The sequence below is a fragment of the Mycobacterium sp. HUMS_12744610 genome (assembly GCF_041206865.1).
In the GTDB taxonomy this organism is placed as follows: Bacteria; Actinomycetota; Actinomycetes; order Mycobacteriales; family Mycobacteriaceae; genus Mycobacterium; species Mycobacterium servetii.
The window spans coordinates 3,384,044-3,406,942 of sequence record NZ_JBGEDP010000001.1; the positions used below are offsets into that span (position 1 = coordinate 3,384,044).

Annotated in this window: 9 protein-coding genes and 1 pseudogene; 5 read left to right on the forward strand and 5 right to left on the reverse strand. The window is 72.7% G+C overall.

The genetic code is table 11. The features are described from left to right. Positions 1-226 precede the first annotated feature (226 nt). Entirely contained in the window at positions 227-865 is a 639-nt protein-coding gene (locus AB8998_RS16620; RefSeq protein WP_369741616.1) for a TetR/AcrR family transcriptional regulator, read from the forward strand. Here the strand turns inward: AB8998_RS16620 and AB8998_RS16625 are convergent. Continuing rightward, on the reverse strand, positions 831-1,058 hold the full coding sequence (locus AB8998_RS16625) for a Trm112 family protein (protein WP_369741617.1): 228 nt from the start codon (positions 1,056-1,058) through the stop codon (positions 831-833). The genes AB8998_RS16620 and AB8998_RS16625 overlap by 35 nt on opposite strands. Beyond that, entirely contained in the window at positions 1,058-4,027 is a 2,970-nt protein-coding gene (locus AB8998_RS16630) for an acyl-CoA synthetase (RefSeq protein WP_369738861.1), read from the reverse strand. The genes AB8998_RS16625 and AB8998_RS16630 overlap by 1 nt, the downstream gene beginning before the upstream one ends. Before the next feature lie 294 nt (positions 4,028-4,321). On the opposite strand from AB8998_RS16630, the gene AB8998_RS16635 reads away from it, so the two are divergent. Together AB8998_RS16635 and AB8998_RS16640 are read left to right on the forward strand one after the other, a co-directional pair. Continuing rightward, positions 4,322-4,966, forward strand: coding sequence for a PAS and ANTAR domain-containing protein (locus tag AB8998_RS16635; RefSeq protein ID WP_369741618.1), 645 nt, complete (start codon positions 4,322-4,324; stop codon positions 4,964-4,966). Between the two features lie 146 nt (positions 4,967-5,112). Then, positions 5,113-6,894: an ABC-F family ATP-binding cassette domain-containing protein gene (locus tag AB8998_RS16640; RefSeq protein WP_369738862.1), complete on the forward strand. Its 1,782-nt coding sequence runs from the start codon at positions 5,113-5,115 to the stop codon at positions 6,892-6,894. 45 nt (positions 6,895-6,939) lie between these two features. Here AB8998_RS16640 and AB8998_RS16645 read toward each other — a convergent pair whose 3' ends face one another. After that, the gene (locus tag AB8998_RS16645) at positions 6,940-8,010 is read right to left on the reverse strand and encodes a type III polyketide synthase (protein ID WP_369738863.1); all 1,071 of its coding nucleotides are present in this window, start codon (positions 8,008-8,010) and stop codon (positions 6,940-6,942) included. A gap of 153 nt (positions 8,011-8,163) precedes the next feature. Continuing rightward, positions 8,164-11,232 (reverse strand): type I polyketide synthase, encoded by a 3,069-nt coding sequence (locus AB8998_RS16650; RefSeq protein ID WP_369738864.1) that lies wholly within the window; start codon positions 11,230-11,232, stop codon positions 8,164-8,166. Between the two features lie 305 nt (positions 11,233-11,537). Between AB8998_RS16650 and AB8998_RS16655 the strand changes: the two are divergent. Together AB8998_RS16655 and AB8998_RS16660 are read left to right on the forward strand one after the other, a co-directional pair. Then, a pseudogene (locus AB8998_RS16655) lies at positions 11,538-12,035 on the forward strand (PE family protein); the annotation flags it as partial. A gap of 203 nt (positions 12,036-12,238) precedes the next feature. Beyond that, entirely contained in the window at positions 12,239-16,528 is a 4,290-nt protein-coding gene (locus AB8998_RS16660) for a hypothetical protein (protein WP_369738865.1), read from the forward strand. A gap of 16 nt (positions 16,529-16,544) precedes the next feature. Here the strand turns inward: AB8998_RS16660 and AB8998_RS16665 are convergent, their stop codons facing one another. Then, complete coding sequence (locus AB8998_RS16665) at positions 16,545-22,895, reverse strand: SDR family NAD(P)-dependent oxidoreductase (RefSeq protein WP_369738866.1); 6,351 nt, start codon at positions 22,893-22,895, stop codon at positions 16,545-16,547. Positions 22,896-22,899: the final 4 nt, after the last annotated feature.

Consider the following 22,899-nt stretch of genomic DNA (forward strand, 5'->3'; position numbering starts at 1 on the left):
TGATCGCAAGCGCGGCGCAGCCGGGCGCAGCGGGTCACCACGGAGGGTCCTAGTGGTGATCGCAAGCGCGGCGCAGCCGGGCGCAGCGGGTCACCACGGAGGGTCCTAGTGGTGATCGCAAGCGCGGCGCAGCCGGGCGCAGCGGGTCACCACGGAGGGTCCTAGTGGTGATCGCAAGCGCGGCGCAGCCGGGCGCAGCGGGTCACCACGGAGGGTCCTAGTGGTGATCGCAAGCGCGGCGCAGCCGGGCGGCAAGGGCGCGCCCAGACGGCGCGGGCGGCCGGCGGGCAGTTCCGGCACCCGCACCCGGATCCTGCACGTTGCGCGGGAAATGTTCGCCGCCAACGGTTTCGGGAACACCTCGATCCGTGCGGTGGCGGCGGCGGCGGGAGTGGACTCGGCGCTGGTGCATCACTACTTCGGCACCAAGGAGAAGCTGTTCGCCGCTGCGGTGCACATCCCGGTGGATCCGATGGACATCATCGGCCCGCTGCGCGAGGTGCCGATCGAGGAGATCGGCTACCGGCTGCCGTCGATGTTGTTGCCGCTGTGGGATTCCGACCTCGGTACCGGGTTCATCGCCACGCTGCGGTCGATCCTCGCCGGCTCCGAGGTCAATCTGTTCCGCACGTTCATCCAGGACGTGATCGCGGTGGAAGTCGGCCCGCGCGTGGACGATCCCCCCGGCAGCGGGCTCATCCGCATCCAGTTCGTCGCGTCGCAACTGGTCGGTGTCGTGATGGCCCGCTACATCCTGGACCTGGAACCGTTCGCGTCGCTGCCGGCCGAGCAGATCGCGCGGACCATCGCGCCGAACCTGCAGCGCTACCTCACCGGGGAGTTGCCGGACGGGCTCGTGCCATGAGCTTGGCGTGCTCGTCGTCGTCGACGTCGCGGGCCTCGTCGATCAGCAGCACCGGGATGCCGTCCTCGATGCGGTAGGCGCGCCGCAGCCGCGGGTTGTAGAGCAGATCGGCCCCGCCGTCTTCGGATACCAGCACCAACGGACCCCGGTCGGCCGGGCACACCAGAATGCTCAGCAGTGCATCGTCGATCATCATGAGGCGCCGCTCATCTCGGATCGGACCCCCGGAGTCAGTTTGCGGAACTGTGTGCTGTCGGTGTCGAAATACCACACCTGGCGTCCCGGCTTGGGGATGCCGGCCGCGCGCAGGGCGCTGACGGTGGGACGGTAGCTGGCACTGAGCGCCAGCTCCGGGACCACGTGCACGACGTCGGGCCCGAGCCCGACGGGGATCTTGGCGACCGCCTCGGTCAGGTCGGCCGCGGTGATGGTGGCACCGGGCAGCAGCGTCACCGCCGACACCGCGACCTGCCTGTCCCCGACCGGCACGTTGTAGGTCACCGCCAGGTCGACGCCGTTGATGCAGCCCAACGCGTCGGTGACCGGCTCGGCGTAGACCAGGCCGCGGGCGGTGCGCACCACCGAGCCGCGCCGGCCCATCAGCCAGAAGTCGCCGTCCTCGTCGCGGCGGAAGAGGTACTCGGTGCAGATCCAGGTGTCGCCGGCGGCGAACACCCCGCGCTTGACCGACGCGCTGGGATCGATCGGCCCGTTGGACGCGGCGAGCAGGACCCCGACCTGGTTGGGCTCGGCGACCTGCACGAAGCCACGGTCGTTTTCCAGGATCAGGTCGCGCTCGGCGTCGTAGGCGCCCAGCTCGATTCGCCCGGCGCCGGGCAGCGGGCGGCCCTTGCTGCCGATCTTGGCGCCCGAGACGTTGGCCAGCACGGCCTGCCCGTCGGTGGTGGCGAAGAACTCGACGACGTGGGCGGGGGCGAACGCGTCGACGACCCGCGCCCACAACCCGGTCGGCATGCCCGAACCGATGAACAGCCGCACCGGATGGTTGCCGTGCAGCACGAAGGCGGGGTCGTCGACGACGTCGCGTAGCAGGGACCAGGTGTAGGACACCACGGTCACGCCGTACTGCCGGACCTCCCGGATGAACCGATCGGGCTCGAGGCCGCGCGACAACGCGATGCGGGTGCCGACCACGGCGCCGCCCAGGCTGACCAGCAGCGCGGACTCGTGATGCAGCGGTGTCAGGCAGTAGACGGTGTCTTTGCGGTCGAGCGCGGCCGTGGACGCGGTGCCGAAGGCCGACACCGCCCAGCGGTAGTTGGTGATGTGCCGGGGCACCAGCTCGCCGCCGACCGCGGTGAACGCGATGAACGCCAGGTCGCGGGCCAGCCCGGGGTTGGGCCGGTACCAGGCGGGCAGCTCGACGGCGTCCGGGTCGATCTGCTCCATGTCGATGATGTCGCTGTCGCCGGGCAGGTGCAGGTCCCGGGACTCGCCGCCGCCGAGCACCAGGATGTGCCCCGGAAGGTCACGCGCCGCGTCGAGATTGGTGGGGTCGGTGAGGATCTCCGACGCTCCCCCGAGCCGAACGGCCGCGGCCAGGTCGGTATCGGGCTTCATCACCACGGCGATCGCGCCCAGCCGTGACAGCGCGGCGATCGCGACCAGCGCACTGGGCCGGGTCTCCATCAGCACACCTACGCGATCGCCCTGCCGCACCCCGACCGCGATGAGGCCGCGCACGACGTTGTCGATGCGCCGGTTCACCGCCTCGTAGGTGTGCACGCGCCCGTCGAACAACAGGAACTCGCCCTTGGGTGCGTCGTGGGCCTGCTCCTCGATGATGCGGCCCAGCGAGATCCGGGTGTGGTCGTTGATCTGGCCGAGGCGGACCAGCCGCGGCAGCGTCCGGACCGTCTCCACGGCCAGGGTGCGCATGGACTTGTTGGCCGAGACGACGGCGTCGGCGGCGCCGCGGGCCGCCGACAACGCCGCGCCGGAGACCTCCCCGATGCCGTGCACGAGCCGCGCGCTGAGCGCGACCCCGCTGTCGGTGTGCTCTTCGGGCTGATCGGCCATCAAGTCGATGCCGCCGGGTTTGTCACCGCCGTTGGAGAGCCATTGCACCCATGCCGCGACGGTGGGCCAGCTCTGCTCCGCCGCCTTGGAACCGACGACGAGGCCGAAATGTCCTGTCCTGATGATGGATTCGTACACTTCGGCGTTCGGGGCCGCCCGGCGGATGCCGCGCACCGAGGCCGGCTGCCCGATGTCGTCGACCTCCCCGACGAAAGCCAAAACCGGGCAGGTGATGTCGGTGAGCGTGACCATCTGCCCGTTGATGGCGAAACCGCCCGTCATCATCCGGTTGTGCGCGATGAACTGCGTGAGCAGCTCGGAAACGGCCGGGCCGGACCAGGCGATCCAGCCCTCGCGTTCGAGGAACCTGCGCTGCTGTTCGCGCGGCAGCAGGGCCTCCCGGTCGTGCAGCTGACGCACGAAGTCGATCCGGGCCTTGGCGGTCTTGAGTGGATCGAGCATCTGGAAACCCATGCGCGCCAACCAGCTCGGGATGTCCATCCAGCTGAAGACGTGCTCGGCCATGAAGCTCGCGGCGGGCGCCGCGAAGTTCGCGGGGATGCCCATGGGCAGGGCGGCCAGGGTGTCCACCGGCGAACCGAACGCCACGATGCTGGCGATGTTCTTCGAACGCCGATAGGCCGCGGCCTGGTAGCAGAACATGCCGCCCTGCGAATATCCGACCAGGTGCACGTCGCTGCCGGTGGCGTCGTGGACCGTGTCGATGGCCTGGCTGAGCGCGACGATGTGGTCGGTCAGGTTGCGGCGCATGCCGCCCTCGACCTTGTCGGGCGAGCCGAAGTCGATCACCCACGGATCGAGCCCGTTGGCGTGCAGGATCCCGACCGCGCCTTCCGCGCGGGTGACGTCCCACATGTCGGCCGACATCATCATCGGGTGCACCATCAGCACCGGCGGACCCACCCGTCCCTGCCCTGGCCGGCTGTCCGGCGGGAAGTAACGGCGCAGCTTGTACATCGAAACGCTCTCGACCGTCTGCGACGGCGAGGGGACGCTGCCGGTCTCCAGGCCCCCCAGTCGCAGGACCTCCAGACCGTTCTGCGCCGTGGCGACCAGGCGCCCGACCGGTCGTGTGATCACCGACAAGTTCAGATCCACCAAAGCTCCCTGATTCTCGACAGCCTGGCCATCATGGCACATGAGCGCCCTTTGCGGTCCTGATCAGGACGTTTCCCGCGGCTACCGGGTCACCGTCGCCGGCCGGTCACCGGGTCCGCGGGCGTGCATGAACTTTTCCCAAAATGGGCATGTGTGACTCACAGAAACAAGCAGCGGTACAGCGAGGGACGCGCGATGACTGTGAATTTCGAAGGCGACTTCGTCCTCAGACCGGACGGGCGGCCAGACACCGAGGGGCAGGCGAGCACCGAAAGCGATTCACGGGCGCTCGAGTCGATGACGTCCGAGGTGATGCAGGAAGAGGGGCACACCCCGGTCGATCTGGTGCTGGGGCTGGGCGAGCCCCAGGAGGTGGGCAGGTTCCGGTTCTTCCTGGACGACGAGCGTTGGGAGTGGTCGGACGTGATCGCTCGCATGCACGGCTACGAGCCCGGGAGCGTCGAGCCGACCACCCAACTGCTGCTGAAGCACAAGCACCCCGAAGACCGCGAGCGCGTCGCGGCCGTGCTGGAGCACCTGCACAAGGGAGAGCCGTTCAGCAGCCGGCACCGCATCATCGACACTGCCGGGCGCACCCGCTGGGTCGTCGTCGCCGGAGACCGCATGGTCGACGACGACGGCCGGATCATCGGCATGTCCGGTTTCTACGTCGACGTCACCGACTCGTTGCAGTCCGACATCACCGCCGTGATGTCGACGGCGGCCGCCTCCCGGGCGCGGATCGAACAGGCCAAAGGCGTGCTCATGGCCGCCTACGGCATCTCCGCGGAGCGCGCGTTTCGCATCCTGGCCTGGCGTTCCCAGGAGGCCAACGTCAAGCTGCGTGACCTGGCGTCGCGGTTCCTCGACGTCGTGTCCGACGGCAGGGCGCCGGCCGACACCCGCAGCCACGTCGACCACGCGCTGCTCGCGCTCGAGTAGCGCCGGCCGGCCGTCATTCCGGCCACCGCGATGACGGGGCAGCCTGACGGGTAACTCAAATCGGACTTCGCTGTCGTGTGCTCTCGTGCAGCAAGCCTCACGCTGTCGTAGATGCCCGCCGCCGGCGTCCGACTAAGGTCGTCCCGGTGGCGCACCTATTGGGGGCCGAGGCCGTTCACCTGGAATATCCCACTCAAGTGGTCTTCGAGTCGGTCACGCTCGGGGTCAACGACGGCGCGCGCATCGGCATCGTCGGGCGAAACGGCGACGGCAAGTCCAGCCTGCTCGCCCTGCTGACCGGTGAGCTGCAGCCGGACTCAGGGCGGGTCACCCGCCGCAGCGGGCTGCGGGTGGGCGCGGTGAGCCAGGCCGACACCCTCGATCCCGACCGCACGGTGGGCTGGACCCTCGTCGGCGACCAGGCCGAACACCAGTGGGCGGGTGACGCGCGGGTGCGCGACGTCGTCGGCGGCCTGGTGTCCGACATCGCCTGGGAGGCGACCGTGGCCACCCTCAGCGGGGGTCAGCGACGCCGAGTGCAGCTGGCCAGGCTGCTGGTGGGCGAATGGGACGTGATCGCCCTCGACGAGCCCACCAACCACCTCGACATCGAAGGCATCACCTGGCTGGCCGAGCACCTGCGGCAACGCTGGGCCCGCAACACCGGCGGCCTGTTGCTGGTCACCCACGATCGCTGGTTCCTCGACGACGTCGCGACGACGACATGGGAAGTGCACGACGGCATCGTCGAGCCCTTCGAAGGCGGATATGCGGCCTACGTGCTGCAGCGCGTCGAACGCGACCGGCTGGCCGCCACGGCCGAGGCCAAACGGCAGAACCTGATGCGCAAGGAACTGGCCTGGCTGCGCCGGGGCCCGCAGGCGCGGACCTCCAAACCCAAGTTCCGCATCGAGGCCGCCAACCAGCTGATCGCCGACGTGCCGCCGCTGCGCAACACCGTCGAACTGGCCAAGCTGGCGAGTGCCCGGCTGGGCAAGGACGTCATCGACCTGCTCGACGTGTCGGTCTCCTTCGGGGGCCGCCCGGTGCTGCGCGACATCGAATGGCGAATCGGCCCGGGCGAGCGCACCGGCATCGTCGGCGCCAACGGGGCCGGCAAGTCGACGCTGCTGGGTCTGATCGCGGGCACCATCCAGCCCGACAGCGGGCGCGTCAAACGTGGCAAGACCGTGCGGCTGGCGGTGCTCGACCAGCAGGGCGAGATGCTCGCCCCGGTGGCCGGGGACCGGATCGCCGACGTCCTGGCCCGGCTGCGCGGCGGCTACCAGGTCGAGGACCGCGAGGTCACCCCGACGCAGCTGCTGGAGCGGCTGGGGTTCGGCCGCGGCCAGCTGTCCGCGCGGGTCGCCGACCTGTCCGGGGGCCAGCGGCGGCGACTGCAGCTGATGCTCACATTGTTGTCCGAACCGAACGTGCTGCTGCTCGACGAGCCCACCAACGACGTCGACACCGACATGCTCACCGCCACCGAGGACCTGCTCGACTCCTGGGCCGGCACGCTGATCGTCGTCTCGCACGACCGCTATCTGCTGGAACGGGTCACCGATCAGCAGTACGCGATCCTCGACGGGCGGCTGCGGCATCTGCCCGGCGGCATCGACGAGTACCTGCGGCTGGCGGCGCAGCGCACCGCGGCGAACGCCGCCGGGCCGGCAAGCGCCAAGGCTTCGGAGCCGCAGGCGATGTCCGGCGCACAGCGGCGTGCCGCCGAAAAGGAACTGGCCGGCGTCGACAGGCAGCTGGCGCGTCTGGCCGACCGGATCGCCGCCAAGCACGTCGAGCTCGCCGAGCACGACCAGGCCGACCACGTCGGCATCACCCGGTTGACCCAGGAGCTGCGCGGGCTGGAAGACGAGGTCGCCGCGACCGAAAGCCGCTGGCTGGAGCTGTCCGAGACCCTCGAATAATCGTCGCCGCGCCCCCGGGTCCAGCGGGCCCGGGACATCGGCGGGTCAGTGCCAGCGCAACAGCACCATCTCGGAACAGAATCCGGGCCCCATCGCAAGCATCAGCCCGGGGCTTTCGCTGGGCGGCGGCTTGGCGATGGTGTCGCGCAGGATGTGCAGCACCGAGGCCGACGAGAGGTTGGCGATCTCCCCCAGCGAGCGCCACGTCAACTCGAGTGCCTCGGGCGGCAGATCGAGGCTGTCGGTAATCGCGTTGAGGACCTTGGGCCCGCCGGGATGGGTGACCCAGGCACCGATGTCGTCCGTGCTCAACCCGTGCGCGGCGAGGAACCCGTTGACGTCGTCGGCGAGGTAACGGTGGATGAGCGCCGGCAACTCCGGGGACAGCACCAGTTGGAGGCCGGCGGAACTGACGTTCCAGCCCATGATGTTCAGCGAATCGGGGTACAGGCGGCTGCGCGTGTCGACGATGTCCGGGCCGCTGGCGCGGAGTCGTTCGTCGCGTTGGGCCCGGCGCTCCCCCACGGCCACCACCGCGGCCGCACCGTCGCCGAACAGGGCGCTCCCGACCAGGCCCGACACCGTGGGTTTGCACGCCGGGTACGTCAGCGAGCACAGCTCGACCGAAAGCAGCACCGCGACGTCGTCGGGCGCGCCGCGCAGATAGTCGTGCACCCGGGCCACCCCCGCCGCGCCGGCGACGCAGCCGAGGCCGAACAGCGGCATGCGGCGCACGTCGGGTCGCAGGCCGAGCCGTCCGGCGATCCGGGCGTCCAGCGACGGCACGGCGACGCCGGTGACCGTCGTGGTCATGATCATGTCGATGTCCTGGGGCTGCAGACCCGCCTCATCCAGCGCACCCAGCAGCGCCTCGCAGCCGAGTTCGACCGCGTTCTCGATGAAGATCTCGTTCGCCTCGCCGAAGTCGGTGAGCGACGCGTACCTTTCCAGCGGGAGGACGAGGTGGCGCGCGTTGACCTTCGCGGCGGCGTGCAGGCGCCGAACGATTTCCTCGTGCTCCTTGAGCCCGGGGAACTCGACGAACTGGTCGGTGACCTCGCTCTGGCTGTACCTATTCGGCGGCAATGCCCCGAACACACCCGCTATGACGCTCAATGTTCTACCTCCGGTGCCCCCGCCCGAAAAAGGCCCCCTGCGGTCGAAATCTTAGGACGTAATTTTCACGGTCGCAAAATTCTCGCTATTAAACACATGTGGTATTAGGGCGGGATTTTCGCCACGTAATCGCCGCTGCCAGCAAGAATTTCGTCAATCGACGTCCTCGGGCTCCTCTGAATTCAGCGCCATCGCCACCAATGCGTCGGGGCTGAGCGCGTCGATCTCATCAGCCCCGACCGGTGCGTCACGAGCCGGAAGTTGACCGGCGACCAGCAGAAGTTCGTCAAGCAATCCGGTGCGCCGCAGTTCGCGTAACGGAATCTTGCGCAGCATCGACCAGATCCGTTCTTCTTCGGATTCCCCGGCCTCGCGGTGCAGCAGTCGTTGCTGCAAGTGCTCGGCCAATGCGGCCGGCGTGGGATAGTCGAATATCAGGGTGCGTGACAAAGCCAACCCGACGTCGCTTCCGAGGCGATTGCGCAACTCGACCCCGGTCATCGAATCGAACCCCAGGTCCTGGAAGGCCTGTTCGGCATCGATGTCACTGCCGGCCGGGTGGCCCAAGACAATCGCCGCATTCGAGCACACCAATTCCACGAGCCGACGACGCTGATCGTCGGCGGACAACGCGTGCAGTCCGTCGGCCAGGGTGGCTGGTCGCGGCGCCGTCTCTCCCCGCTCATCCAGCCAAAATCGCTGCCTGGCAAAGCCGTACGTGGGCAACTCGACCGGGTGGGCATCGACGTCTGCAAACGCCCCGGCCCAGTCCACGGGTACGCCCGTAGCGAACAACCGTGCGGCCGCACCGAGCGCCGAGTCGATTTCGGGCCGGTCCCTGGGCATCGTCACCACCGCGAAGGCCCGCTCGTCGGTCAGGATCTGCTCTATAGCGGCGCTCAGACCGCCGGCGGGGCCGATTTCCACGAACACGCCGGCTCCCAGCGACTCGGCCAACCCGACCCCGTCGGCGAAGCGCACCGGGCGACGCACATGTTCCACCCAGTAATCCGGCGAGCCGTACCCATGACCGGCCAACCGCCCAGTCACGTTCGATACCAGCGGAATTCGCGGTTCTGCGGCCGTCACGCCGGAGACCACCGTCGCGAAGTCCCCGAGCATCGGCTCCATCAGCGCCGAATGAAACGCATGCGAGACCGCCAGGCGGCGCACCCGCCGGCCATCCCGGGCCAACCGGTCCACCACGGCGTCGACGGGTTCTGCTGCACCGGAGAGAACCACCGAGGCCGGGCCGTTGACCGCTGCGATGCTGACACCGTCGACGAGCAGGGGGGCCACCTCGGCCTCCCCGGCCGCCACTGCGACCATCACCCCGCCGGCGGGAAGCGCGCTCATCAACCGCCCCCGGGCCGCCACGATTTCGGATGCATCCTGCAGCGACAGGGCGCCGGCAACATACGCCGCGGCGATCTCGCCCACCGAATGCCCCATCACCAGATCGGGCTCCACACCCCACGACCGCCACAATGCCGCCAACGCCACCTCGACGGCGAACAGCGCCGGCTGCGCAAACTCGGTGTCATGCAGCAGGTCTGGGTCACTGCCCCACATCACCTGCTTCAGGGGCAGCCGCATCCGGGCATCCAGCAGGCGCGCTGCCTCGTCAAAGGCGTTGGCGAACAACGAGAACCGCTCGTGGAGCCGGCGCCCCATCGCCAACCACTGCGCGCCCTGACCGGGAAAGACGAACGCCGTCTTACCCACCGGTCGCACCCGCCCCGCGATGACGTCGGCACCCGGCTCACCGGCGGCCAACTCCGCCAGGCCGACGGTGACCTGCTCGCGAGTCGAGCCCACCAGCACCGCCCGATGCTCGAACACCGAACGCGTCGCGACCAACGACCACGCCACATCGCAGGGGCGAAGCTCCGCGTCGGCGGAGACGTGCGTCAGCAACCGTGTCGCCTGGTTGCTCAGCGCCGCGGCCGAGCGGGCCGACAACACCCACGGCACCGCCACGTCATCCCGTTGGGCCCCGGGGCTTTCCGAGCGCGGCGGGGCCTGTTCGACGATCACGTGCGCGTTGGTGCCGCCCATGCCGAACGACGACACCCCGGCCCGCCGCACATCGTGTTGCCATGGCAGCGGCGTCGTGTTGACCCGCAGGCCAAGCGCCGGCAGGTCGAGGGCCGGATCGGGGGTGGAATAGTTGAGACTTGGTGGGATCAAGGCGTTTTCGATCGCCAGCACTGCCTTCAGTAGGCCTGCGACCCCCGCGGCGGCTCCGGTGTGGCCGATGTTGGTCTTCACCGATCCCACCCGCAACGGCTCCTCGCGAGGGCCCGCGAAAACCTCCCCGAGTGCGTTCGCCTCCACGGGATCGCCGACCCGGGTGCCCGTGCCGTGCGCCTCGACGTAGTGGAGATCGCCGGCTTCCAGACCTGCCCGGGCCAGCGCCGTGCGGATGACGTCGGCCTCGCCGGGAACCGAGGGCACGGTCTGACCGGCGGCGGTATGCCCGGCGTTGCCCACCGCACTGCCGCGGATGACGGCGCGGATGCGGTTCCCGTCATCGAGGGCGGCGCGCAGCGGTTTGAGCAGCACGAGGCCGGCGCCTTCGCTTCGCACGTAACCGTCCGCGCGTGCGTCGAACGCGTAGGTGTGACCCGACGGTGACACGGCGCCGAATGCCGTTTCCAGCGACCGGGTTTCGTCCGCCAGGTTCAGCTGGAGGCCGCCGGCTACCGCCAGCGCGGACTCACCGCGGCGCAGGCTCTCACAGGCCAGGTGCACGGCGACCAGCGACGACGACTGGCCGCTGTCGACGGTCAGGCTGGGGCCGCGCAACCCGAATGCATACGAGACCCGGTTGGCGATCATTCCCCGGGCGATACCGGCGAACGACTGATGATCGAGATGCTCCGGCGCGCCGCTCAGCGTCAACAGGGCGTAGTCGTCGGTCATCGCCCCGAGGTAGACGCCGACCTGCTCGCCGCCCAGCGTCGCCGGCAGGACGAAAGCGTCCTCGAACAGCTCCCAGGCCAACTCGAGGGCCAGGCGCTGCCGGGGGTCCATCGCGCGGGCCTCGCGCGGCGACACGTTGAAGAAGTCGGCGTCGAAGCCGGTGACGTCGTCGAACGCCTTTGCCGCTTCCGCCCCGTCGCCGATCAGGCGCCAGAGGTCCCGGGGGCCGGCCGCCGACGGGAACCTGCACGCGAGGCCGATGATCGCCACGTCCGTCGGCCGCGCGGGTTGCTTCACGGAATGAGGTCTAGCACGACCCGTGCCGCCCGTCGATCCGCGGCGCACGAGCCGACCGCCGGCGCCGAGCGAGCCCCGGGCTCGCCGGCGCGATGGCACATCCGCGCCGCTGCGCTCACCGGGCCGGCACACCGTCCGGCGTGCGTACGTCCGCATTACGAAATCGTTAAATGAAAACGAACGTATCCCTTCCGACTATGTCCTATGGCTACCTATGCTCCGAAACAGCGCCAATTGCACTTAAGTCCAATTAATCCCAGACCAGGCAGGGGAGCCCTGTGTCTTTACTTGTCATGTCTCCAGACATGGTGTCCGCCGCGGCTGCGGACCTGGAAAGTATCCGATCGGGGCTCGCGGCGGCGCATACCGCCGCCGCGGCTCCGACGACGGGCATGCTCGCCGCCGCCCGGGACGAGGTGTCGACCGCCGTAGCGCGCTTGTTCGGCGCCTACGGCCGGGAATACCAGGCAATGGGCGCGCAGGCGACGGCATTTCATTCGCAGTTCGTTCGGGCCCTGAGTGGAGCGGCCGGGACGTATGCGGCCGCCGAGGCGGCCAACGCGTCACCGCTGCAAACCGTGCGGCACGACATTCTGGGCGTGATCAACGCGCCGGCCGAGGCCGCGCTCGGGCGCCCGTTGATCGGCAACGGCACGAATGGGGCGCCGGGCACCGGACAGGCCGGCGGACCCGGCGGGATTCTGTGGGGCAACGGGGGCAACGGGGGCTCCGGCGTGGCCGGAACCGCCATCACACCGGCCGGACCGGGCGGCGCCGGAGGCGCGGCCGGTTTCTTCGGCAACGGCGGGATCGGCGGTACGGGCGGGGCCGGCGCCATGGGCCATACCGGGGCGCCGGCGGGGTCGGCGGTGCGGGCGGCATCATCTTCGGGTCCGGCGGATCCGGCGGAATCGGCGGGGCCGGCGGCGGTGCCGGGCTCAATCTCTCCGGCATCGGATTGGCCGGCGGCAGCGGTGGGACGGGTGGGGCCGGGGGCACCGAGGGCTTGTTCGGCTTCGGTGGTGCCGGCGGCACCGGCGGGCAGGGCGGAGCCGGCTTTGCCGGCTTCGCCGCCGGCAACGGCGGGGCCGGCGGAGTCGGCGGCAACGAGGCGGTGCTCGGCGTCGCCGGGGCCGGCGGAAGCGGCGGCGCCGGCGGCATCGGTGCGACCGGTGCGACAAGCGGCGACGGCGGGACCGGCGGCGACGGCGGTGCCGGTGGTGCCGGCGGCACCAACCAGCTGATCGGGTTCGGCGGTGCCGGAGGCAGCGGCGGCATTGGCGGAAGCGGCGGCTCTGGCGGGAACGGTGCCGACAGCCTGGGCCTGGCCGGCGGGAACGGCGGCAACGGCGGGGCGGGCGGCAACGCCGGCGGCCCGGGCAGCGGCGGCGCGGGCGGAATCCTGGGCCTCACGGGCCAGGCCGGAACCTGGGGCGCCGGCGGCACCGGCGGCGCCGGCGGCACCGGCGGCGCGGGCACTGCCGGGGTCAGCGACGCCGTCGGCCTCAACGGCGGCGACGGTACCGCCGGCGGTGTCGGCGGCAACGGCGGGACGGGCGGCAACAGCGGGGCCGGAGGTCTCAACGGCAGCGGCGGGGCGGGCGGTGACGGCGGCGTCGGTGGGGCCGGCGGTAACGGCGGTGTGGGCGCCTCCGCGGTCGCCGGCGGCAACGGCGGCAACGGCGGGGCGGGCGGCAACGCCGGGTCGGGCGGCGCGGTCGGCACCGGCGGCGGCGGCGGGACGGTCGGATCCGGCGGGACCGGCGGTGCCGGCGGGCAAGGCGGCGCGGGTGGCGACGGCACCAACGGCAGCGCCGGCGGTGCCGGTGGGGACAGTTATGCCGGTGGCACCGCCGGCAGTGGCGGGCTCGGTGGTGACGGCGGAGCCGGCGGGCACGGCGGTGACGGCGCCTCAGCACTGAGTCTGGGACTGGCCAGCACCAACGGCGGTCTCGGCGGCAACGGCGGCGCCGGCGGCGACGCCGGAGCCGGCGGCGCGGCCGGGACCATCCACACCGGCACCGGCACCACCGGCACCGGGGGAGCCGGCGGTGTCGGCGGCGCCGGCGGCGACGGCGGCTCCGGCGGCGACGGCACCGCGGGCACCGATGTGGTGGCGACGTTGGCCGGCGGGGCCGGCGGTGATGCGGGCAATGGTGGGGCCGGCGGGGCCGGTGGTGCGGCCGGAGGGGTCGGGGCGGCCAACGGGTCCGGGGGGGCCGGCGGGTCCGGCGGACACGGCGGGGCCGGCGCGGATGCGGGTTCGAGCCTCGGGTTGGGGCTGGCCGGGGCTGACGGCGGGGCCGGCGGTACCGGCGGCAACGCCGGCGCCGGTGGGGCCGCCGGCACCGGGGGCACCGGTGCGGGCACTGCCGGGGTGTCGGGGGCTGCCGGGGACGGCGGCAACGGCGGCAGCGGCGGCGCCGGGGATGCCGGCAGCACGGTGTTGGGCACGCTCAACGGCGGCAATGGTTTGGCCGGCGGGGCCGGCGGGGCCGGCGGGGCCGGCGGTGACGGAGCGGCCGGGGTGGCCAACGGCGACGGCGGTGTCGGCGGCAACGGCGGTGACGGTGGGGCCGGAGCCGCCGGTTTGGTGGGCGCGGCCACCGGGTCCGGCGGGTCCGGCGGTATCGGTGGCGCCGGAGGCGATGCCGGGGCCGGCGGTGCGGCCGGACAAGGCGGGCTGGCCGGCAGCGGCACCGGCGGGGCCGGCGGGGTCGGCGGGGCCGGCGGTGACGGCGGTGACGGCGGCGCCGGCAGCGTGGTCCTGGGCGGCCTGAACGCCGGCAACGCCGGACACGGCGGTCTCGGTGGGGCCGGCGGCGCCGGCGGCAGCGCCTACGACGGCGGGACCGCCGGTGACGGCGGGCTCGGCGGCAACGGCGGAATCGGCGGCAACGGCGGTGACGGCGCCTCAGCGCTGAACCTGGGGGTGGCCAGCACCAACGGCGGTGGCGGCGGCAACGGCGGCGCCGGTGGGGATGCCGGAGCCGGCGGAGCGGCCGGAGGCCTGCACGGCGGCACCGGCACCGCCGGCACCGCGGGAGCCGGCGGTGTCGGCGGACACGGCGGCAACGGCGGCTCGGGCGCCCAAGGCGCCGCGGGCACCACCGTGTTGGGCAGCACCACCGGCGGAGCCGGCGGCAACGCCGGGGCCGGCGGGGCCGGCGGCACCGGCGGTGATGCCGGAGGCACCGGGGCGGCCAACGGGTCCGGCGGGACCGGCGGGTCCGGCGGCACCGGCGGCAACGGCGCCGACGCCGCCAGCAGCCTCGGACTCGGCCAGGCCGGCTCTAACGGCGGGGCCGGCGGCACCGGCGGCAACGCCGGCGCCGGCGGGGCCGCCGGGGCCATCGGCAACGGTACGGGCACTGCCGGGGCATCAGGGGCCGCCGGGGACGGCGGCAACGGCGGCAACGGCGGCACCGGCGCCAACGGCACCGCCGGCAGCGGCCTGCTCAACACCCTCACCGGCGCCAGCGGCACCACCGGCTACACCGGCGGTGACGGCGGCGCCGGCGGCGCCGGCGGCAACGGCGCCCCCGGAGTGGCCAACGGCAACGGCGGTCACGGCGGCAACGGCGGCACCGGCGGTAACGGCGGCGCCGGCGCCACCGGCCTCCTCCTAGGAGCCAACGGCGGTGACGGCGGCAACGGCGGGACCGGCGGCAACGCCGGCGCCGGCGGCACAGCCGGCACCGGCGGACTCACCGGCACCGGCACCACCGGCACCGCAGGCACCGGCGGCAACGGCGGCCAAGGCGGCCAAGGCGGCGCTGGCGACAACGGCACCAACGGCAGCGCCGTCGCCGGCAGCCTGGGCCTGCTCAACGCCACCAACGGCTACACCGGCGGCCACGGCGGCTCCGGCGGTGCCGGTGGGGACAGTTATGCCGGTGGCACCGCCGGCAGTGGCGGGCTCGGTGGTGACGGCGGAGCCGGCGGGCACGGCGGTGACGGCGCCTCAGCACTGAGTCTGGGACTGGCCAGCACCAACGGCGGTCTCGGCGGCAACGGCGGCGCCGGCGGCGACGCCGGAGCCGGCGGCGCGGCCGGGACCATCCACACCGGCACCGGCACCACCGGCACCGCCGGAGCCGGCGGTGTCGGCGGCGCCGGCGGCAACGGCGGCTCCGGCGGCGACGGCACCGCGGGCACCAACCTGCTGGGCAGCGCCACCGGCGGCAACGGCGGCAACGGCGGAGCCGGCGGAACCGGCGGGGCGGGAGGCGATGCCGGGGGCACCACGGCAGCCAACGGCAGCGGCGGTACCGGCGGCGACGGGGGCATCGGCGGCAACGGCGCCGACGCCGGCAGCAGCCTCGGGCTCGGGCAGGCGGGAGCCGCCGGCGGCAACGGCGGCAACGGCGGCAACGCCGGGGCGGGCGGAACGGCCGGCACCGTCGGCGACGGCGCGGGCACCAGCGGCGCGGCCGGGCAAGGCGGCAACGGCGGCAACGGCGGCACCGGCGGCACCGGCGGCACCGGAGACAACGGCGCCGCCGGCGGCGACGTGCTGGGCAATCTCGACGGCAGTGCGGGGCTGAAGGGCGGCACGGGCGGCACGGGCGGTGCGGGCGGCGCCGGAGTCGGCGGGATCAACGGCGGCAGCGGCGGCACCGGCGGTGGCGGCGGCGCCGGCGGCGCAGGAGGCATCGGCGGCACCGGTCTGCTGGGAAGCGCCGCCGGCGGGACCGGCGGCGCCGGCGGCGCCGGCGGTGACGGCGGTGTCGGTGGGACCGCAACCGATGGCGGCAGCGGCGGCGGCGGCGGGACCGGCGGTGACGGCGGAAGCGCCGGGGCGGGCGGCGCCGGCGCCACGGTCGGGACGGGCGACGGCGGTGTCGGTGGGGCCGGTGGCGCCGGCGGGACCGGCGGCGACGGCGGGACGGCGACCGGCGGCGGCAACGGCGGAACGGGCGGAGCCGGCGGCACCGCAGCCATCGGGGGCCGCGGCGGTGCGGGCGGCATCGTCGGCCTGATCGGCGGCAGCGGCGGTGACGGCGGAACCGGCGGCGCCGGGGGCAACGGCGGAACCGGCGGCGACGCGATCGGCGGCGGCACCGGCGGGACCGGCGGCGACGGCACGGTGGGCGCTACCGGCGGCTCCGGCAGCGCGGGCGGTCTCCTCGCCTCCGCCACGGGTTCCGGCGGCAGCGGCGGAAACGGCGGCGACGGCGGCGACGGCGGCTCGCCCGGTGGCCACGGTGGCACGGGCGCCGGCGGTGGCAGCGTCGGCAGTGGCGCGTCCGGCGGTACCACGGGCACACCCGGTCACGACGGCGCTACCGGCTGACCCGGCCCACGCAGGTTTAGGGCCCGGCGTCGTCGTCGAGGATCGCGAAGAGCTGACTCTCGGTCGCGGTGTTGATGTCGTCGTCGAACGGGACGTCGGCGTACTCCGGTTCGGGCGGGGCGGTCAGGCCCGCGAGCATGACCTGCAGCCGAGCGCTCAACCGCGCCCTGTCGTCGGTATTCCAGCCCGGTCTGTCGAGCAGAGCCTGCAGTTCCCGGGCGATGTCGTTGAAGCGGGCCATCGGATTCGGCTGCTTGTCACCCGAAGCTACTGTGCCGGTAGCGATTTCGGCGTCGACGTACTCGGCCAGAGCAGACGGCGTGGGGTGATCGAAGATCACCGTGGGCGACAGGGTCAGCCCCGTCGCCGTCTTGAGCCGGTTGCGCAATTCGACCGCGGTCAGCGAATCGAACCCGAGGTCTTGGAAAGCCTTGTCGCCGTCGATGTCCGCGACACTTTGGCCCAACACGGTGGCGGCATTGCCGCAGACCAGGTCCACGAGTTCGCGGCGGCGCCGCTCGGCGGTCATACCCTCCAGCCGCGCCCGTAATCCGGTCGCCGCCATGGTGGCGTCGGCGTCGGCGACGACACGCCGCGTCGGGCGGGCGGCCAGCTCCCGCAACAACGGCGGCAGGTCGTCGGCGTTGCCGGCCAACGCAACCCGGTCCAGCCGCGTGGCCACCACGACGGGGCGCTCGCCCAGCAAGGCGGTGTCGAACAGTTCGAGCGCCTGCTCGCTCGACAGGGCCGCCAGGCCGGACCGGCCGATGCGGGATCTGTCGCGATCGCCCAGATGGGCGGTCATACCCGAGGCCTGCTCCCACAGCCCCCAGGCCAGCGACAGGCCCGGCAACCCGTGCGCACGCCGGTACGCGGCCAGCGCATCGAGGAAGCTGTTGGCGGCGGCATAGTTGCCCTGGCCGGGCGCGCCCACGATCCCCGCCAGCGACGAAAACAGCACGAACGCGGCCAGATCCAGATCTTGGGTCAGTTCGTGCAGATGCCAGGCCCCATCGACCTTGGCACGCAGCACCGTGTCCACCCGATCCGGGGTCAGCGACGCGACCATGCCGTCGTCGAGGACGCCGGCGGCGTGGATCACGCCCGTCAACGGATGTTCCTCGGGCACGCCGGCCAGCAGTGCCGCCAGCGCGTCCCGATCGGCCACGTCGCAGGCCACCACCGACACCCGCGTCCCCCGCTGCGACAACTCCTCCACCAGCAGATCGACACCGTCGGCGGCCGGACCGCGACGACCGGCCAACACCAGATGCCGAACGCCGTAACGGCTCACCAGGTGCCGGGCCACCGCGGCGCCCGCCATGCCGGTTCCACCGGCGATCAGCACCGTGCCCGCGGCCAGCCCGACGCCGGGCGCGCCGGGCAGCGTGAGCAACACCTTGCCGATATGGCGGGCCTGGCTGACGAACCGGTAGGCGTCCGCGGCGCGCCGCACATCGAAAGCCTTGACCGGCAACGGCTCGAGGGCTCCCTCGGCGAACAAGGCCGTCAGCTCGCCGAGCATCGCCGCGATGCGGTCTTCCCCGGCCTCCATGAGATCGAATGCCCGGTAACAGACGTCGCGGTATCGCTCGGCGACGACCCGGGGGTCGCGCAGATCCGTTTTGCCCATCTCGATGAAGCGCCCACCGGGGCGCAGCAACCGCAACGAGGCGTCGGTGAACTCCCCAGCCAGCGAGTTGAGCACCACGTCCACACCCGCGCCGCCGGTGGTGGCCAGGAACTTCTGCTCGAACTCCAACGTCCGCGAGTCTCCGATGTGATCGTCGTCGAACCCCATGTCCCGCAACGTGTCCCACTTGCCGCGGCTGGCCGTGGCGAAAACCTCTACGCCCCAATGCCTGGCCAGCTGCACCGCGGCCATCCCGACCCCGCCCGTCGCGGCGTGCACCAACACCCGCTCACCGGCGCGCAGCCCGGCCAGATCCGCCAACCCGTACCACGCCGTCAGGAACACCACCGGCACACCGGCGGCCTGGGACAGCGCCCACCCCTGCGGCACCCGGACAACCAACCGCCGATCCACCACCGCTTCGGACCCCGTCAGCCCGACGATCCCGAGCACCGCATCGCCGACGGCCAACCCCGTCACGTCCGGGGCAACCTCGACGACGATCCCGGCCCCCTCGGCGCCCAGCTGCGCCGCACCCGGATACATGCCCAACGCCACCAGCACGTCCCGGAAGTTCACCCCGGCCGCGGCCAGCGCCACCCGCACCTGCCCGGCCGCCAGTTCCGCGCGCGGGCACTGCTGCAACGTCACGTCGTCCAGCGTCCCCCCGCCGCCGGCGGCCAACCGCCAGCCATCGGAGGGCAATCGCAGGAATTGTGCGGCGGCCGGCCTCAGCCGGGCGCCGTGAACGACGCCGTCGCGCACCACCAATTGTGGCTCACCACAGGCGAGTACGGTGTCGAGCTCGACGGATCCGTCCGAATCGACCAGCACGAACCGGCCCGGATGCTCGGCCTGCGCCGACCGGACCAGGCCCCACACCGCGGCGCCGGCGAGATCGTCGACGCCCTCGTCGGCCGGGGCCACCGCCCCGCGGGTGGACACCACCAACGGCCCCGCCCCGTCGCGAGTCAGCCAGGACTGCAACGTCGTCAGCGCCTCGCTGGTGGCCGCGTGGACCGATTTGAGCGCTCCCCCACCCGCGGCCGAGCATTCCCAGACCGAGTGCTCGCCACCGACCGCGTCGTCGGCCGGGGACACCGGGGACCACACCACCTCGAGGAGCCCGTCACGGCCCGAGCGGCCACCGGCCGCGGCCAACTGCTCGGCGGAGACGGGGCGTAGCGACAACTCCCGCACCGACAACACCGGCAGGCCCGACGCGTCGGCCAGCTCGACCGACACCGCGCCCGTTCCCGCCGGCGCCAGCCGCACCCGGATCCGTGACGCGCCGGCCGCGTGCAGGCACACCCCTTGCCAGGAGAACGGCAGCACGGCCGCCGCCTGCTCGTCGGCGACCCCCAGCGCATGCAACGCCGCGTCGAGCACCACGGGGTGAATCCCGAAGCCGCCCAACGCCACATTGGCGTCCTGCGGAACATCGACCTCGGCGAACACCTCGCTCCCCCGCCGCCACACCGCCCGCAGGCCGCGAAAGGCCGGGCCATACCCGTAGCCACGCCCGGCCAGCCGGTCATAGGCCCCGCCGGCGTCCACCGCCGTCGCGCCGACGGGCGGCCACACCGCCAGGTCCGCGCCGGGCGCGACCGCGGCCGCGCCCAGGGTGCCTTCGGCGTGCCTGGTCCACTCCGAATCCTGTTCTTCCCCCGATGAATACACGGCGAACGTACGAGCACCGGCTGCGCCGGCGGCGTCGACCACCACCTGTACCTGCACACCGCCGGACGCGGGCAGCAGCAACGGCGCCGACAACGTCAGCTCCTCGAGCACCGGGCAGCCGGCCTCGTCACCGGCCCGCAGCACCAGCTCCACGAACCCGGCTCCGGGAAAGAGCAGCACGCCACCGACGGCGTGGTCGGCCAGCCAAGGCTGGGTGCCCACCGACAGGCGGCCCGTCAACACCACCCCGCCCGAATCCGGCCGCTGCACCACCGCGCCCAGCAGCGGGTGCCCGGTCCCGACCAGTCCCAGACCGCCCGCGTCCCGCGACCCCACCGAGGAGGCCGGCAGCCAGAACCGGCGCCGCTGGAACGCATACGTCGGCAGCGGCACCGTTCGCACGTCCAGACCGGCGAACACCGCGCGCCAGTCCACACCGGCGCCGGCGGTGAACAGCCGGCCCGCCGCGGCGAGCAGCGCGTCGATCTCGGGGCCGTTCTTAGGCATCGTCACGACCGACATGGCCCGGTCGTCGCGCAGGCTCTGCTGCACCGAGGCCGTCAACGCCGCACCGGGGCCCACTTCGAGGAAGACCCCGGCGCCCAGCGACTCGGCCAGGCGCACTCCGTCGAGGAAGCGCACCGGCCGGCGCACGTGCTCCACCCAGTAGTGCGCCGAGCCGTAACCGGTATCGGCCAGCTCGCCGGTCAGGTTGGACACCAACGCCATTCGGGGCGCGCCGGCCGTCACGCCGTCCAGTACCGCGGAGAAATCCTCCAGCATCGGCTCCATCAGCGCCGAATGGAACGCATGCGAGACGGCCAGCCGATGCACCCGCCTGCCGCGTGCGGCCAACTGGTCGGCAATGGCGTCGACCGCGGCCCGCTCGCCCGAAATCACCAGCGACGTGGGCCCGTTGACCGCCGCGACGCTCACCCCCTCGGTGAGCAACGGCGCCACCTGGTCCTCACCGGCGGCGACGGCCACCATCACCCCGCCCGCGGGCAGGTCCGCCATCAGCCGGCCGCGCGCGGCGACCAGCCGAGCGGCGTCGGCCAGGGACAACACCCCGGCGACGTGGGCCGCGGCGATCTCCCCGACCGAGTGGCCCATCACGATGTCGGGGACCACCCCCCAGGATCGCCACAGCGCCGCCATCGCGACCTCGATGGCGAACAGGGCCGGCTGGGCGAACTCGGTGTGCTGCAACAGTTCCGGGTCGTCGCCCCACATCACCTGGCGCAGCGGGCGGCGCAGATGGGCGTCCAGTGCCGCCGCGGCCTCGTCGAAGGCGCGGGCGAACTCGCCGAACCGCCCATAGAGCTGGGCGCCCATCCCGAGCCGCTGCGAGCCCTGGCCGGGAAACGCGAACACCGTCTTGCCGTTCGGCCGTGCGCGGCCCACGAGGGCCGCACCGGAGTCGCCCGAGGCCAATGCCGCCAGCCCGCGCGCCAACTCGCCGCGGTCGGCGCCCACCAGGACGGCGCGGTGTTCGAGGACCGACCGCGTGGTCGCCGACGACCAGGCCACGTCCACCACCCGCAGGTCCTCGTGCGCGCTCAGGTGCTCCAGCAGCCGCCCGGCCTGGGCGGCCAACGCCGCATCCGAGTGGCCCGACACCAGCACGGGCACCACGGGCCGGGAGTCGTCGGCTTCGGCGTCGACGCTTTCGTCCGGTTCCGAGGGTGGCTGTTCCACGATCACGTGCGCATTGGTCCCGCTGATCCCGAATGACGACACCCCGGCCCGTCGCGGGCCGTCCGGCCACGGCTGCGGCCCGGTCAGCAGCGACACCGCGCCGGCCGCCCAGTCCACGTGCGGCGTCGGCACATCCACGTGCAGGGTCTGCGGGATGACGCCGTGGCGAATCGCCTGCACCATCTTGATCACCCCGGCCACCCCGGCGCCGGCCGAGGTGTGGCCGATGTTGGATTTGATCGACCCCAACCACAGCGGGCGATCCGCCGGGCGGCCCTGCCCGTACGTCGCCAGAAGCGCCTGGATCTCGATCGGATCGCCCAGCACGGTTCCGGTCCCGTGGCCCTCCACCACGGCCACGTCGGCGGTGCTCAGCCCCGCACCGGCCAGCGCCGCCCGGATCACCCGTTGCTGCGACGGCCCGTTGGGGGCGGTCAAACCGTTGGAGGCGCCGTCCTGGTTCACCGCCGAACCCCGCAGCAGCGCCAGGACTGGGTGGCCCAGCCGCCGCGCGTCGGCCAACCGCTCCAGCACCAGCACGCCGACACCCTCCGACCACGAAGTCCCGTCCGCGGCACCGGCATACACCTTGCATCGGCCGTCGGCGGCCATCGCCCGCTGCCGGCTGAACTCGACGAACGCCGCGGGGGTCGCCATCACCGTCCCGCCCCCGGCCAGCGCCAGATCGCACTCGCCCGAGCGCAGCGACTGCGCCGCCAGGTGCATCGCCACCAACGAGGAGGAGCACGCCGTATCCACCGACACCGCAGGGCCTTCCAGGCCGAGCACGTAGGACACCCGGCCCGAGGCCACGCTCAGCGTCGATCCGGTGAGGCCGTATCCCTCCAGCTCCCCCTTGACCTCGCCGCCGTATCCGGCGTGGATGACCCCGGCGAACACCCCGGTCGCCGAACCGCGCAACCCGAGCGGGTCGATCCCGGCCCGTTCCAGGGCTTCCCACGAGATCTCCAGCAGCATGCGTTGCTGCGGGTCCATCGCCAGCGCCTCGCTGGGTCCGATGCCGAAGAACCCGGCGTCGAAGTCGGCGGCGTCGTGCAGGAAGCTGCCCCGGCGCGTGTACATCTTGCCGCGGGCGTCGGGATCAGGGTCGTAGAGGGCGTCCACGTCCCAGCCGCGGTCCGCCGGGAAGTCGCCGACGGCGTCGCGGCCCTCGATGACCAACTCCCACAGGCGTTCCGGGGAGTCGATCCCGCCCGGGTACCGGCAACCCATCCCCACCACCGCCACCGGCTCGGAGAGCCTGCCCTCCAGCTCGGACAGTTGGCGCCGGGTGCGGCGCAGGTCCGCGGTGAGCCGCTTCAGGTAGTCGAGCTGCTTGTCATCGGTGCCCGGCATCGTC

Bases quoted from the DNA above. Each gene is read 5' to 3' on its own strand.
- AB8998_RS16625 (WP_369741617.1), bottom strand. From the start codon at position 1,058: ATGATCGACGATGCACTGCTGAGCATTCTGGTGTGCCCGGCCGACCGG.
- AB8998_RS16635 (WP_369741618.1), top strand. From the start codon at position 4,322: ATGACGTCCGAGGTGATGCAGGAAGAGGGGCACACCCCGGTCGATCTG.
- AB8998_RS16665 (WP_369738866.1), bottom strand. From the start codon at position 22,895: ATGCCGGGCACCGATGACAAGCAGCTCGACTACCTGAAGCGGCTCACC.